Annotated in this window: 13 protein-coding genes and 1 tRNA gene; 5 read left to right on the top strand and 9 right to left on the bottom strand. The window is 68.3% G+C overall.

What is annotated here, in order from left to right; genetic code table 11:
* Positions 1 to 41 precede the first annotated feature (41 nt).
* The gene (locus VXD91_RS05475) at positions 42 to 314 is read right to left on the bottom strand and encodes a hypothetical protein (protein WP_138247811.1); all 273 of its coding nucleotides are present in this window, start codon (positions 312 to 314) and stop codon (positions 42 to 44) included.
* A 180-nt stretch (positions 315 to 494) separates the two neighbouring features.
* On the opposite strand from VXD91_RS05475, the gene VXD91_RS05470 reads away from it, so the two are divergent.
* On the top strand, positions 495 to 1493 hold the full coding sequence (locus VXD91_RS05470) for an AraC family transcriptional regulator (RefSeq protein ID WP_346414866.1): 999 nt from the start codon (positions 495 to 497) through the stop codon (positions 1491 to 1493).
* A gap of 4 nt (positions 1494 to 1497) precedes the next feature.
* Here VXD91_RS05470 and VXD91_RS05465 read toward each other — a convergent pair whose 3' ends face one another.
* The 4 genes from VXD91_RS05465 to VXD91_RS05450 form a co-directional block, all read right to left on the bottom strand.
* Positions 1498 to 1989: a hypothetical protein gene (locus VXD91_RS05465; protein WP_138247813.1), complete on the bottom strand. Its 492-nt coding sequence runs from the start codon at positions 1987 to 1989 to the stop codon at positions 1498 to 1500.
* Between the two features lie 2 nt (positions 1990 to 1991).
* Positions 1992 to 4025, bottom strand: a complete 2034-nt coding sequence (locus VXD91_RS05460; RefSeq protein ID WP_346414865.1) for a DUF4185 domain-containing protein — start codon at positions 4023 to 4025, stop codon at positions 1992 to 1994.
* Positions 4026 to 4119: 94 nt separating this feature from the next.
* A complete protein-coding gene (locus tag VXD91_RS05455; RefSeq protein ID WP_346414863.1) occupies positions 4120 to 4485 on the bottom strand; it encodes a hypothetical protein in 366 nt (121 codons plus the stop codon).
* A gap of 6 nt (positions 4486 to 4491) precedes the next feature.
* Positions 4492 to 5889, bottom strand: a complete 1398-nt coding sequence (locus VXD91_RS05450) for a threonine/serine exporter family protein (RefSeq protein WP_138247816.1) — start codon at positions 5887 to 5889, stop codon at positions 4492 to 4494.
* A gap of 331 nt (positions 5890 to 6220) precedes the next feature.
* Here VXD91_RS05450 and VXD91_RS05445 point away from each other — a divergent pair, with 331 nt between their 5' ends.
* Entirely contained in the window at positions 6221 to 7447 is a 1227-nt protein-coding gene (locus tag VXD91_RS05445; RefSeq protein WP_346414862.1) for an ATP-binding protein, read from the top strand.
* Positions 7444 to 8466: a tetratricopeptide repeat protein gene (locus tag VXD91_RS05440; protein WP_346414861.1), complete on the top strand. Its 1023-nt coding sequence runs from the start codon at positions 7444 to 7446 to the stop codon at positions 8464 to 8466. Before VXD91_RS05445 ends, VXD91_RS05440 begins: the two co-directional genes overlap by 4 nt.
* An 11-nt stretch (positions 8467 to 8477) precedes the next feature.
* Here VXD91_RS05440 and VXD91_RS05435 read toward each other — a convergent pair whose 3' ends face one another.
* The 3 genes from VXD91_RS05435 to VXD91_RS05425 all read right to left on the bottom strand — a co-directional run bounded on the left by VXD91_RS05435 (position 8478) and on the right by VXD91_RS05425 (position 10344).
* On the bottom strand, positions 8478 to 8882 hold the full coding sequence (locus VXD91_RS05435; protein WP_346414860.1) for an HNH endonuclease: 405 nt from the start codon (positions 8880 to 8882) through the stop codon (positions 8478 to 8480).
* 43 nt (positions 8883 to 8925) lie between these two features.
* Positions 8926 to 9000, bottom strand: a tRNA-Thr gene (locus VXD91_RS05430).
* A 48-nt stretch (positions 9001 to 9048) separates the two neighbouring features.
* Positions 9049 to 10344 (bottom strand): hypothetical protein, encoded by a 1296-nt coding sequence (locus VXD91_RS05425; protein WP_346414859.1) that lies wholly within the window; start codon positions 10342 to 10344, stop codon positions 9049 to 9051.
* 137 nt (positions 10345 to 10481) lie between these two features.
* On the opposite strand from VXD91_RS05425, the gene VXD91_RS05420 reads away from it, so the two are divergent.
* Positions 10482 to 11201, top strand: a complete 720-nt coding sequence (locus VXD91_RS05420) for a response regulator transcription factor (protein ID WP_020098732.1) — start codon at positions 10482 to 10484, stop codon at positions 11199 to 11201.
* 67 nt (positions 11202 to 11268) lie between these two features.
* Positions 11269 to 12783 (top strand): HAMP domain-containing sensor histidine kinase, encoded by a 1515-nt coding sequence (locus tag VXD91_RS05415; protein ID WP_346414858.1) that lies wholly within the window; start codon positions 11269 to 11271, stop codon positions 12781 to 12783.
* Here VXD91_RS05415 and VXD91_RS05410 read toward each other — a convergent pair.
* A complete protein-coding gene (locus tag VXD91_RS05410; protein WP_346414857.1) occupies positions 12730 to 13134 on the bottom strand; it encodes an HIT family protein in 405 nt (134 codons plus the stop codon). The genes VXD91_RS05415 and VXD91_RS05410 overlap by 54 nt on opposite strands.
* Between the last annotated feature and the right edge of the window lie 9 nt (positions 13135 to 13143).

Genomic DNA, 13143 nt, shown 5'->3' with positions numbered 1-13143 from the left:
TGACAGTTCGGGACAGCGCCGTCCGCGACGACGGCGGGGATTCAGCAGGGGGCGCCGGGCGGCGTGTAATACGGCACGCCTTCGTCTGTGTAGCAGGGAACTTCACCGGCGACATACGGGACGTGGGCCGCGGCGATGGCGGTGCCCACCGCGACGTCGCCCGCGATGTTGGTGCAGCCGCCGGCGGAGAAGTGGCGGCCACCGGCGCTGGCGCAGACGTCGGCGCCGGCGGTGGGGGCCACCACCAGTGGTGCCACGGCCAGTGCGGCGCCCATCACTGGGACGGACACCAGTGCGGTGATGCGTGGGGTCATGGTGCTCCTCGGGTTGCTGGAGACGAAACGGTCGCGCTTTGCTGAATTTGCGACGTGTGGGCGATGCAGTCGTCGACGGGCCGGCGCGACGCCGCGCCGGCCCATCATGAAGTTCGACTGTGCTGCACCGTACCGGTCCATGTCTTGACATTTCGCGACAAATTTTTGACAGTTGGAGACATGTCGGTGATCCGGGGCTCGGCGCTCACCAGCTTCCATGAGTTGGTTGCTGAACTCGGCGGTGACAGTGACGCGCTGCTCGCGGTGGCGAACATCGCGAGCGGGGACGTCGGCCGTCACGATCGGTTCATCTCCCTGCCCAGAGGTGCCCAGGTGCTCGAGTCCGCGGCTGTGGCACTGCGCACTCCCGACTTCGGGCGTCGACTTGCGTTGCGCCAGAACATCGACATCCTCGGCCCGGTCGGTCTGGCCGCGCGCAACGCCGAAACGGTCGCCGATGCCTTCGTCATCTTCGACAAGTTCATGGCCGCGTACAGCCCGGCGATCAGTGCCCGCATCACTGTCCCCGTCGGTACGGACCTGCGTCGCTTCGAGTTCGAGTACCTCCTGGACCCGGCGCCGCCGCAGGCACAGGCCATCGAGCTCTCGCTCGGTGTCACGCTGCAGGTGTTGCGACTGTTCCTCGGCCCGGACTACCGCCCGATATCGGTGCACCTGCCGCACTCGGCACGTACCCCGGCCGACGAGTACCAGTCCTACTTCGGCTGCGCACCATCGTTCGGTGAACCGGTCGCCGGGTTCACGCTGCGCGCCGCCGACCTGGAGCGACCGTTGCGCACCGACCGGATTGCGCATCAGACGGCCATGGCCTACCTCATCAGTACCATCGGTGAATCCGAGCCTGCCACAACCCAATTGGTCCGCACCTTGGTTCGTCAGTTGCTACCCGGTGGCGCCGTGGGGCTGCAGGACATTGCCCGCCATGTCGGGCTGCATCCGAAGACGCTGCAGCGGCGGCTGTCGGCCGAGGGCGCGACGTTCGGCGACCTGGTCGACCAGACCCGCCGGGACACCGCACAGCGGCTACTGCTCGATACCGAGCTGACCCTCGACCAGCTCTGCCGCAATCTCGGCTATGCCGAGCAGAGCGTGCTCACCCGGTCGTGCAAACGGTGGTTCGGCACCACCCCCACGGCCTACCGGAACGGTCGGCGCTGACAACTCAGTCGAGCAACGTCCAGAGGCAGTAGCCGGAGAACTCGACCGAGGACGCCGTGGGCGCGACGTCGAAATGCAGTGTCTGGTCGGGTGCGCCATCGATGGCCGCCGGCGCGCTGACGACACCGGCACTGATCACCGCGCGCTGCTCGACGTGGCAGCGGTTCCCGGGGCTGAGTGGCGTGCCACTCCATTTGCCGGACAACAGGTTTGGATTACGCATGCCCTGGCCGCGCAGCGCGATGACGGGGCCGGTGCTCCACCAGCGGTCGCTGGGTTCCGCGGGGAGGGCGACGGCCTGCCAACGCCCTTGGTGGCACTGCAGCGGGGTGTTGGCCCCTGCTGTGGGCGCCGGTGTCGTCGGCATGGTGGTGGCTTCGTCGGCTGTCGGCGGACATGGTTGATCCTGTTGGGGTGCAACGGGATCGGCCGCACACAGCGGCGCCATCGCGGTCGCCAGGGCGACTGCGGCCATCATGACGGTCGTGCGGATCATGGCTACAACTTCGTGAGGTCGGTCTTCATCAGCATGACGTTGTACTCACTCCACAATGACAGGTTCCAGTACAGATCGGTACCGGTGCCCAGGGTTGACGGCGACCAGGGCTGCATCATGGGGGCGTAGATGCCGCCGTTCTGCTGCGGCATCAGCACGGTGGCGGCGGACCACGTGCCTTCGGGCCTGTCGGCGGTGCGCAGCACGATGTTGTTGAACTGGTCGCCGTAGAGCGTCACGTACTTGCCCAAAGTCGGGTTGTACTGCACCGACATCTCGCTGACCTGGTTGCCGGGCTTGCCGATACCGCACGCCCCGGTGTCTCTGCCGAACACCACGCCGGCCTTCGACGGATCCTTGTACCAGCCCTGCTTGATCGCACCGATGCCGAACCAGCCACCCGCACTGCCCTTGTTGTAGTACTCGTACTTCGACGCGTCGAGGATGTCGGCCTCGGCTACCCGCGAGATGTACGCGGCGCCGCCACGCCCATTCGGGGTGCCGTATGAGTAGACGTAGCCATCGCCGGGGCGAACCAGGGCCGCCTGCTGGAAATTGGCGTTGCCGCCCCAGTTCTGGCGGACGCTCTGCGGTGCGATGGTCCAGTTCTCGCCGTTGTCGGTCGAATACGCCATCGCCGAGTAGTTCGTCGTCCACTGGCCGGGCGCGCCCCACTGCTTGACCGACATGAAACTCAGGTACTGCGTCGCGCCGAACTGGGTACCCGGTGTCGGCACCGAGATGCCCGAGGTCGGGATCAGCGTCACTCCGGACGGTAGGCCCGCGGGGAGCTTGGCGGGCAGGATGATCTGGCGTGCCGTCGTCGGCGACGACAGCGGGGTCCCGCCGAACATGTTGCCGTTGAACCACTGACCTGCCGGGATCGAAATGCCGTCGGCGAGGTTGGCATCCGACGAGCGGAACAGGATGTTGTTCAGCCAGTTTCCGGTCATGTTGGGGCCGCTGAAGGTGTCGCCGAAAGCCATCAGCACCTGGTGCTCGTTGATCGGGGTGCTGGGATCGTCGGCAATTCCGTTGTCCCACGCGGTGCCGACGTCGGTGCCCCACACGCCGAACCGCGAGTAGGTGTCGTTGGGGGCGAAGTTGCCTGTCACCCAGTCGACGAAACTCGTTGATGGACTGAGCTGTAGACCCGGCGTGGGCCAGGCCGGCCGGGGGTTCATGATCGTGGTGAGCGCGGCCATGGGGTTGCTCAGCACCTGGCCGGTGGTGGTGAGTGCGCTGACGACGTTCTGCGGCTTGATGGCCGTCAGAAGGTTGTCGATCTCCTTGCGGGCAAAGGCCATGACCGTCCACGCCAGCGTGGGCTGGGCGGGACTCCCCATCGGGTTGAACGCCCAATTCAGCGCGCCGGACACGGCTTTCATCACAGCCGCCACCGGGTTCAGCGCCTTGGCGGTGGGTGCAGTGACGTTCGGGGTGAGCAGGTTCGTCGTCGCGGCAACGGGTGTCGGCGACGCCGTCACGGCGCTGGTGGTGACCTTCATGACCGTCGGTGCGACGGCGGCGACGCTGACCGGCTTGGGCGGCGCCGCGGTCTGCCGGCCGGCGAGCGGCTTGACTGCGGCGGTCGGGTCCGGGGTCACCCGTGGGTGTTTCGGGGTTTTCGGGCCCGCGGCGGCCGGCGTGGCGTCGTTGGCGTTGTTGTTCTTCTGCTGGTTCGCGCGATCACGGCCCTTGCCCGGCGCCTTGGCCGGTTTGTCGGTCTTGGGGTCGGGCGGGGTCTGGGGCTTGGGATCGGACGCGCTGTCGTCGGTGGTGCCCGCGGCCGGTGTCCCGGTCTTGTCGTCGTCCTTCTTGGGCCGCGGTTTGTCGCGACGCGGTTTCGTGGAGCTCCCCGAAGTGCCGGACGCCCCGGCGGTTTCGCCTGTCGCGGACGCCGCTGCTGGGCCTGTGGACGCTCCGGTGTCGGTCTGGTCGGCCCACGCGGCGCCCTGCCCAGACGCGATCGCGGTGCCGATGCCGAGTGCGACGGCGAGCCTGCCGACCCGGCCGATGTAGCGTGCGGCGCTCATCGTTTCTCCCTGCTGTTCCAGCTAATTAACCTATGGAACAACATCGGCTCGGGCCGCGGGAGATTTTCGACGGGGTTGTTTCCGTCTCGATACGTCAGCGGAGCAGACCGGCTTCGCGGAGCGCGTCCTCGTACAACTCGATGGCGTGATCGATGCCGCGATCGACCCAGCTGTCCACGAACGCCACCCGGTCCGCGATCAGCTGGATTCCGGTGGCCCAGCGCTCGAAATCTCCAGCGCGGCGCAGCATGTCGATCTGAACCCGGGTGCCCTTGACGTGGATGAAGCCGCCCAGCTCCGTCGTCTGCGGGCGCAGCACCGTGACGTCGAAACCTTCGATCCGGCCGTCGTCGACGAGTGCCTGCAGGTAGCCGCGGGCATCGCGCAGCGCCGCGAGGGCCTGCAGTTCCCGTCCCGGGGTGGGCAATCCCCAGGCAATCCAGATTCCGGTCTCGGACATGGCGCCTTACGCTACGCGCGAGCCGAGCAGTCGGCGGGGAAGACGCGGGCGGCGCATGGTGCGCGCCACCCATTCGCCGAGGGTCACCCCGGCAGCCAGCGTGCAGCCCACCATGACGGCGGTGAAGAGATTGGAGATGGCCGCGAGGGTCTGGCCGGCCATGATCTCGGACAGCCCGCGGTAGACCGCGAGACCGGGCACCAGTGGCGTGATGCCGGCGACGGCGACGATGATCGGCGGGACGACGGCGCGGCGGGCCAGCAGGCCACCGGCCAGACCGACGACGGTGGCGGCGACCGCGGACGCCACGATCGGGCCCAGCCCCGCGTTCAAGATGGATCCGACCAGCCCCGCGCCGACAGCACCTGACGCGAATGAGGTGGTCAGCGCCTTCGGTGACGCGTAGCTGGCCAGCGCGAAGGCGGCTGACGCTAGACCGCCGGTGAGCACCATGATCGGCAACGGTGCGTAGGGGAGCACCTCCTGCTGCATGGGCGGCAGGCTGGCGCCGAGGGCGGAGGTGAGTCGCAGCGCGATGCCCACGCCGCCGACCAGGCCTGCGGTGTAGACCATCACCTCGATGAACCGGCCGGCCGCCGTGACGGGCGCACCCGTGATGGCGTCCTGCACCGAACCGACGAGTGACAGCCCCGCCATGAGCACGATGATGCCGGACACGATGATGCGGTACGGCGCGACGACGGCACTGTGTTCGATGGCCAACTTATAGATGAACGCCGCCGGGACCGTCGCCATGAAACCGCCCATGACCTGCTGGAAGAAGTAGGGCAGGCCGAGCTTGCCGAGAGCGACGTTGGTGCCGTAGATCGCGGCGGTGGTGACGAACGAGACGACGGCGAGTGTCGGGCTGCCGCCGAGCATGAGCGTCACCGCCGCCGCCATGAGTGCCCAGCCGGACAGCGCGACCTTGCGTGAATACGGATGGTCGGCGGCGACGATGTGGTCCAGGGCCGCGCGGGCGGGCTTGAGGCCGAGGTGTCCGCGGCCGATCTGCCGCAGCAGCGTGTCCACCTGTTCGAGGCGCGTGTAGTCCAGTGAGCGGTATTTCACCGTGCGCATGTAGTTGGTCGGCGGCAGGCCGGGGCCGCGCCGGGCGGATACGTGGATGGCGTTGTAGGTGACGTCGACGGCGCAGTCCGGCAGGCCGTAGGTGGCGGCGACGAAGGCGATCTGCTTACTGGTGTCGATGGCGCCGGTACCCGAGTCCAGCAGCACCTCGCCCACGTTCATGGCCAGCTCGACAACCTCGGTGACCGCACGTTCGTCGCTCAGGTCGACGGGCTGCGCCGGCACGATGACGGGTAGGCCCGCGGTGTCGGCGGTGGACGGCCGGTCCCCGAGAATGCGGCGTCGAGCGGCGGCGACGCGGTCGCGCAGTGTCACAACAGAATCGTAGGTCCCACAACTGCCTACTCTTCGCCGTGTGCCAGATCACTGCCGGGCGGCGTTCGGTTGGCCGAGTGCCCGCCGACTACACCTTGCGGAACGTTTTCAGAGGGAGTCGTGCGTTGGGGGACCTTGGGCCGGGTGGCCGGCTGTGGCGTCGTGCCGCTCGCTGGTGGCCGGTGCTGGTGGCGTTGGCGGTCACGATTGCCCTCGTGATCGGCGGGCAGTGTTGGCTGGCAGCCGGATGGGGCGGGCCGCGGTGACCGGGCGCCTGCCGGCACTGCCGACCTAGGATTGAGGTCGAGTTGGGGGCGAGGGGGACTGAGAAATGACCGATGATCCGGTGATCGCACAGTTGGTGCAGGCCGTCGAGCAGAGCCCCGACGCACTGGCCCTGCGCCTGCATCTGGCCGCGATGCTGGCCGACCGGGGCCGGCACGCCGAGGCGCTGGCGCATTGTGGTGCGGTACTGGCCGCCGACCCGACCGACACCACCGCGCAGAGCTTGTTGCAGCAGTGCACCGCGGCACTTGCCGCCCCGGTACCCGTAGCTGAACCCGAAGTGCCGCAACCGAAGTCATCGTTCGACTGGGATGCGGCCGAAGACCAGGTGTCCGACATCGTCAAGCCCGCTTTTGTCGACGAACCGGCGCGGGCAGTGGGAGAGGACGACTTCGAGGCCGTCACCCGCAGTGGGGTGCGGCTTGCTGATGTCGGCGGCATGGACGCCGTCAAGAAGCAGCTCGACCTCTCGCTGCTCGGGCCGCTGCGCAACCCCGAGCTGATGAAGGCCTACAAGATGTCGGCCCGCGGCGGGCTGCTGCTCTACGGGCCGCCCGGGTGCGGGAAGTCGTTCATCGCCAAAGCCGTCTCGGGTGAGCTGGGGGCGAACTTCTATCAGGTCGGCATCGCGGACGTGTTGCACCGCTGGTTCGGGGAGAGCGAACGCAGTATCCGCGCGGTCTTCGACACCGCGCGGCGTAACGCGCCGTGTGTGCTGTTCTTCGACGAGGTTGACGCCCTGGGCCACCGCCGCTCCGCGCTGAGCGGTACGTCCGGCATCCGAACCATCGTCAATACCCTTCTGGAGGAACTGGATTCAGCCTCGGCGAGCAACGACGGCGTGTACATCCTGGGTGCCACCAACGCGCCGTGGGATGTCGATGCGGCGCTGCGCCGGCCGGGCCGGTTCGACCGGATGGTCTTCGTCGGGTTGCCCGACACCGCGGCCCGGGCAAGCATCGGGCGACTGCACCTGCAGGACCGGCCGATCGAGGGCATCGACCTGTCCGCACTGGCGGCTCGCACGGCGGGCTTCTCGGGCGCGGATCTGGCGCATGTCTGTGACACCGCAACGCAATTGGCGATGGCCGACTCGCTACAGAGCGGGCAGGTCCGGCCGGTGCGGATGTCCGATGTGGAGGCCGCGCTGCGCCAGGTTCGTCCGTCGACCGGTCCCTGGTTCGACACTGCACGGAACGTCGTGGAATTCGGCAATCGCGACGGTACCTACGACGAACTCGCCAAGTACCTGCGTCGCAACAAGATTCGGTGACAGCCGACGCTGTCGATGCCGCGCTGCAACAGGCGCGGGTGTACCTCGACGTCGACAACCATCAGCGGGCCCGAGAAGTGCTGGGCGACGCGCTGTCGATGGCGCCGGACCATCCGGCACTGCTCATCTTCGATGCCCAGGCCGCCATCGGGCTCGGCGACTACATCGGCGCCGAGCGCCGGCTCTATGCGGCGCTGAAATCGGCTCCTGACAACGAGCACGCGATTCGGTTGTACGCGTTGGCGCTTCGCGGACAGGGCCGGTGGCACGAGGCGAAATGGATGGCCTGGCGCGCGGTATGCGCTGACCCGAACGAGTATCGAACCCACCTGGTGTATGCCCACATCCTCTCCGATGAAGGCTGGCTGGATGCCGCGCTGACCGAGGTGACCGAAGCGATCCGGCTGGAACCCTCAGATCCCGATCTGTTCGTGTTGCGCGGGAACATCTTTCGGAAGCTCTCACGCACCGCCGAATCGGACGCCGAATACAGCGCGGCGCTGCGGTTGCAACCCGATCACGCCATCGCGACGCACAACCTTGCGGTCAACCGGATGGCGCGGGGACGGCTACTCGGCGCGCTGCAGGGCTTCCTCGGCGCCGGCACGCTCGACCCCACCCTCGGCGGTCTGGCACGCAGCAACATCGCACTCGCGATGGCCCGGTGGCTGCGGTGGTGCACTGCCGGAGTGCTGTTCCTGGTGTGGCTGCTGCTCGTCACGGCGGCCCCGGGCAACACACTGGGTGTCGGACCCCGCGTCGGGATCGCCGCGGCGACCATCGGTCTTGGCGCTGCACTCGGAAAACTGGTGGTCACCGTCGGGCGCCGGACCTTGGCGTCGGCGCTGAAAAGCCGGCCACTGCTGGCGATGCGCCTCGTGGTCGTTGTCGTCGCCGTGGTCCTGGGCGCCCTGACAACGGTCAGCCCCCGGCAGTTGGAGGTGGTACAGATCGGCGCTCCGATGCTGCTCATCGTCACCCTCGTGCTGGCCTGGGTAGGTCGCTTCACTCGGCAGTAGGAGGCTTTGTTTCAGTACGACTGCCCATTGGCGTATCGCTCGCGACGGAAGTGGCGGCCGTTGCCGCGGTTGCGACTCTTGTACGTCGGCAGCTGGGAGTCACAGTTCGGGCAGACCAGCCGCAGGTTCTCCCGGCGGTTGTTCGTCGGGTCGCCGTCGATGTGGTCGAGTACCAACACCAGTGACTGGTCCTGCCAGGTCGTGTCTCCGCCGCAGATTGCGCAGCAGCCGGATTGCGCGTCGGCGAGGTATTCCCGGATGAAGTGGCCGCGCTCGCTGCGGACCCGCGCCTCGCCGGTTGCAAGCCACTTTTTGGTGCTCGCATCACGGCGAGCCGATGCCTGGCAGGCATTGCCGCAATAGCTCTTCTGGCTGCGCTTGGAAAGGGGCGAACCACACCCCAGACATACCCTCATGCATTGACGCTACGACGAGCCACCGACATCGGCCGCTGCCTGTTGGAGCCCCCCGTCGGGATTGAACCGACGACCTTCGCTTTACAAGAGCGGTGCTCTACCACTGAGCTAGGGAGGCATGCGGCTCGAGCATGCCCGAACCGCCCCGAATCCTAACCCGCCAGCTTCACTGGCCGGATCCCGGCTGCTCCTGGCCGTTCTGGTCGACGGCTTGCCGCGCAGCGGCGGCCTTGGCGGCGCGCTTGCCGCGCTGGCGGCTCAGGGGGATGCGCCCGGCGATGTTGCTCAGCGGATTCACCGCGTCGTTGAGGACGAGCACGGCGTCGTACAGCTTGTCGACGGTCGGCGCGAGTCCGGCCAGCACGGGTGCCAGTTGGTTGAGGTTGTCGACGACGTCGTTCAACTTCATCAGGGCGCCGTCGGGTGCGGTGAGGACGTCGATGGCGCCGCCCTCGTCGAGCAGTCGTTCGGCGATACCGCCTTCGCTGAGGAGGCGGTCCACCAGGCCGCCGTCGGAGAGCATCTTGTCGACCGGCCCGCCGTCGCCGAGCAGGCGGTCGGCGATGCCGTCGGCGCGCAGCACCCGGTCGACCACCCCGTTGTCGGCCAACAGCCGGTCGGCGATACCGCCTTCGCCGACCAGCCGATCGGCGATGCCTTCCGGTCGGAGGACCCGGTCCACGATGCCGCCGTCGGCGAGCACCTGGTCCACGACACCGCCTTCGGCGAGCCCGCGGTCGGCCACCCCGCCGGGGGCCAGCACCCGGTCGAGGATGCCGTCGGTGGACAGCACGCGGTCGACGACGCCGCCGTCGGCGAGGACGCGGTCGGCGGGGCCGCCCGGTTCGAGCAGTCGGTCGACGATGCCGCCCGAACTCAGCAAGCGATCCACCACGCCGCCGTCGGCGAGGACGCGGTCGGCCGGTCCGCCCTCGGCGATCAGGCGGGCCGCGATGCCGTCCTCGCTGAGTACCCGGTCGACGACACCGTCGGGGGCGAGTACCTGCTCAGCGAAGCCACCGGGGGCGAGCACGCGGGACAACGCGCCGTCGTCGGAGGTCAATTGGTCCAGCAGACCGCCGTCGAGGGTCAGCTGGTCGACGATGCCGCCGGGTGCCAGTGCTCGTGTCACGGCGCCGCCCTCGGCGGTCAGGCGATCGAGGAGGCCGCCGTCCTGGCTGATCTGGTCGACCAGGCCACCCGGGCGGAGCAACCGATCGAGCACGCCGCCCGGCGCCAGCGCCCGGCCCAGCGGAGCGTCGTCGTCGACCAGTCGGGTCAGGCGACCGGCCCGGCTCAGCGTGTCGTCGAGGCCGAGCATGGACATCACGGGCGAACCAACGCTGGTGTCGCCGAGCGCGTGTTGCACGGTCGACAGCGTGCCGCTGGCGATCTCGAGACCGGCGCTGGCGATCTTTAGCGGCGCCGAGGCCAGGTCTGACAGGGCTTTACCCAGATCCATCGGCCAAGTGTATGGCGCGGATCACATCTGATGTTGCCGAGGTAGGTACCGGCGGTCCGGCTATTAGCTGAATGACTCACAGTATCTTCACAGCCACCAGGCAGGGAGGATTTAAGGCCTGCGAGGACCATGGCTGCATGGCCATGGCTGCAGTTCCTGAGGCGACCCCCGAAGCGCGGATTCTCGTCGTGGACGACGAGACCAATATCGTCGAGCTGCTGTCGGTCAGTCTCAAGTTCCAGGGCTTCGAGGTGCACTCCGCCTCCAACGGCCCGGCCGCGCTCGACAAGGCCCGCGAGGTCAAGCCCGATGCGGTGATTCTCGACGTGATGATGCCCGGTATGGACGGGTTCGGCGTGCTGCGCCGGATGCGGGCCGACGGTATCGACGCGCCGGCCCTCTTCCTCACCGCGCGCGACAGCCTGCAGGACAAGGTGGCCGGCCTGACGCTCGGCGGCGACGACTACGTCACCAAGCCGTTCAGCCTGGAAGAGGTCGTGGCCCGGCTGCGGGTGATCCTGCGTCGCACCGGCCGCGGTGTCGAAGAGCCGCGCAGCGCCCGGCTGACGTTCGCCGACATCGAGCTCGACGAGGACACCCACGAGGTGTGGAAGGCCGGCGAACCCGTTTCGCTGTCGCCGACGGAGTTCACGCTGCTGCGCTACTTCATCATCAACGCGGGCACGGTGCTGTCGAAGCCCAAGATCCTCGACCACGTGTGGCGCTACGACTTCGGTGGCGATGTGAACGTCGTCGAGTCCTATGTGTCCTACCTGCGCCGCAAGATCGACACCGGCGAGAAGCGGCTGCTGCACACGCTGCGTGGGGTCGGCTACGTGCTCCGCGAGCCGCGGTGATGAGCGCTCGCGCGAAGAACAGACGGCGCTGAGGCGTTTCTGGCGGGACATCACCAACAATGGAGTGATGACACGCCGACAGGGCGAGCGCAGCGACGGCATGGGCCGCGGTGTGCGGGGCATTCCGCTACGGGTGGGGCTGGTCGCCGCGACCGTGCTGCTGGCGGCCCTCGGCCTGCTGGCCTCGGGCGTCGCCGTCACCTCGATCATGCAGCACAGCCTGATCAACCGCGTCGACGAGACGCTGCTGGACGCGTCGCGCAGCTGGGCCCAGGAACCGCGGCGCATCCCGGCCACGCCCATCGAAGGCCCGAACCCGGCGCGGCCGCCGTCCAACTTCTACGTCCGCGGCATCGACCCCGACGGGCGGGTGTGGATCGCCGTCAACGACAACGACGCGCAGCCGGCGCTGCCGGACAGCAATGACGTCGGCCCGGTGCCGACGACGGTCGGCTCGATCCAGCATTCCGACGTGAAGTGGCGGGCCATGACGGTGCGCGGCCCGGACGGGGAATTGACGACGGTCGCGATCGACCTGTCCGACGTGGCGTCGACGGTGCGGGCGCTGGCATGGTCGCAGGTGGGCATCGGTGCCGCGGTGCTGCTGATCCTGGGCATCGCCGGGTACGTCGCGGTGCACCGCAGCCTCCGGCCGCTGGACGAGGTGGAGCGCACGGCCGCGGACATCGCGTCGGGTCAGCTCGACCGTCGTGTGCCCGAGCGCGATTCACGCACCGAGGTCGGCCGATTGTCGTTGGCGCTCAACGGAATGCTCGCGCAGATTCAGAACGCCGTCGCCTCGTCGGAACAGTCGGCAGAGTCGGCGCGGACTTCCGAGGAGCGGATGCGGCGCTTCATCACCGACGCCAGCCACGAACTGCGGACGCCGCTGACGACCATCCGCGGTTTCGCCGAGCTGTACCGGCAGGGTGCCGCCAGCGACGTCGAGATGCTGATGAGCCGCATCGAGAGCGAGGCCCGGCGCATGGGCTTGCTGGTCGAGGATCTGCTGCTGCTCGCGCGCCTGGACCAACAGCGGCCGCTTGAGCAGCGGCCCGTCGACCTGCTGATCCTGGCGACCGACGCCGTGCACGACGCGCGCTCGATCGCGCCGCACCGGGCGGTGTCGCTGGAGTTGTTGGACGGGCCGGGCACCCCGGAGGTCCTGGGCGACGAAGCCCGGCTGCGCCAGGTGCTGGGCAACCTGGTGATGAACGCCGTGCAGCACACGCCGGAGTCCGGTGGCATCACGGTGCGCGTCGGCACGGTCGACGGCGACGCGGTACTCGAGGTCTGCGACCAGGGCCCTGGCCTGTCGGCCGAGGACGCTCACCGCATCTTCGAGCGCTTCTACCGCACCGACTCGTCGCGGACCCGGACCAGCGGTGGCACTGGCCTGGGGCTCTCGATCGTCGACTCGCTGGTGCGGGCACACGGCGGCGTTGTCACCGTGACCACGGCGCCGGGCCACGGGTGCCGGTTCACCGTGCGGCTGCCGCGGATCGGCGGCGCGGCCGGCTCTGCTGAATCAGCCGACGGTGCCGAGGGCGGCGATGATCTTGGCCTGAGTTTCGTCGAGTGATTCGGGCGACGGGTTGCGGTCGACATTGGCGAACCCGAAGTCGGACAGGTTGCGGGCCGGGAACACGTGCACGTGCAGGTGCGGCACCTCGAGCCCGGCGATGATGACGCCGGCCCGCTCGGTGTCGAATGCCGTGCACACCGCGCGGCCGATCTTCTGCGACACCGTCATCACCTTGCCCCACAGCTCGGGGTCCACGTCCTGCCAGTTGTCGACCTCGGCCCGGGGCACGACCAGGGTGTGACCCTGCGTCATGGGCTCGATGGTGAGGAACGCGACGACGTCGTCGTCCTCGTAGACGAATCGGCCCGGCAGGTCGCGGTTGATGATCATGGTGAAGACGGACGGCATGGGTCCAGC

The sequence above is a fragment of the Mycobacterium sp. SM3041 genome, from assembly GCF_039668335.1.
In the GTDB taxonomy this organism is placed as follows: domain Bacteria; phylum Actinomycetota; class Actinomycetes; order Mycobacteriales; family Mycobacteriaceae; genus Mycobacterium.
The sequence above is the reverse complement of the archived record's forward strand: the minus strand, read 5'-3'. Positions and strand labels throughout refer to the sequence as shown.

Bases quoted from the DNA above. Each gene is read 5' to 3' on its own strand.
- VXD91_RS05475 (WP_138247811.1), bottom strand. From the start codon at position 314: ATGACCCCACGCATCACCGCACTGGTGTCCGTCCCAGTGATGGGCGCC.
- VXD91_RS05470 (WP_346414866.1), top strand. From the start codon at position 495: ATGTCGGTGATCCGGGGCTCGGCGCTCACCAGCTTCCATGAGTTGGTT.
- VXD91_RS05465 (WP_138247813.1), bottom strand. From the start codon at position 1,989: ATGATCCGCACGACCGTCATGATGGCCGCAGTCGCCCTGGCGACCGCG.
- VXD91_RS05460 (WP_346414865.1), bottom strand. From the start codon at position 4,025: ATGAGCGCCGCACGCTACATCGGCCGGGTCGGCAGGCTCGCCGTCGCA.
- VXD91_RS05455 (WP_346414863.1), bottom strand. From the start codon at position 4,485: ATGTCCGAGACCGGAATCTGGATTGCCTGGGGATTGCCCACCCCGGGA.
- VXD91_RS05445 (WP_346414862.1), top strand. From the start codon at position 6,221: ATGACCGATGATCCGGTGATCGCACAGTTGGTGCAGGCCGTCGAGCAG.
- VXD91_RS05435 (WP_346414860.1), bottom strand. From the start codon at position 8,882: ATGAGGGTATGTCTGGGGTGTGGTTCGCCCCTTTCCAAGCGCAGCCAG.
- VXD91_RS05425 (WP_346414859.1), bottom strand. From the start codon at position 10,344: ATGGATCTGGGTAAAGCCCTGTCAGACCTGGCCTCGGCGCCGCTAAAG.
- VXD91_RS05420 (WP_020098732.1), top strand. From the start codon at position 10,482: ATGGCCATGGCTGCAGTTCCTGAGGCGACCCCCGAAGCGCGGATTCTC.
- VXD91_RS05415 (WP_346414858.1), top strand. From the start codon at position 11,269: ATGACACGCCGACAGGGCGAGCGCAGCGACGGCATGGGCCGCGGTGTG.
- VXD91_RS05410 (WP_346414857.1), bottom strand. From the start codon at position 13,134: ATGCCGTCCGTCTTCACCATGATCATCAACCGCGACCTGCCGGGCCGA.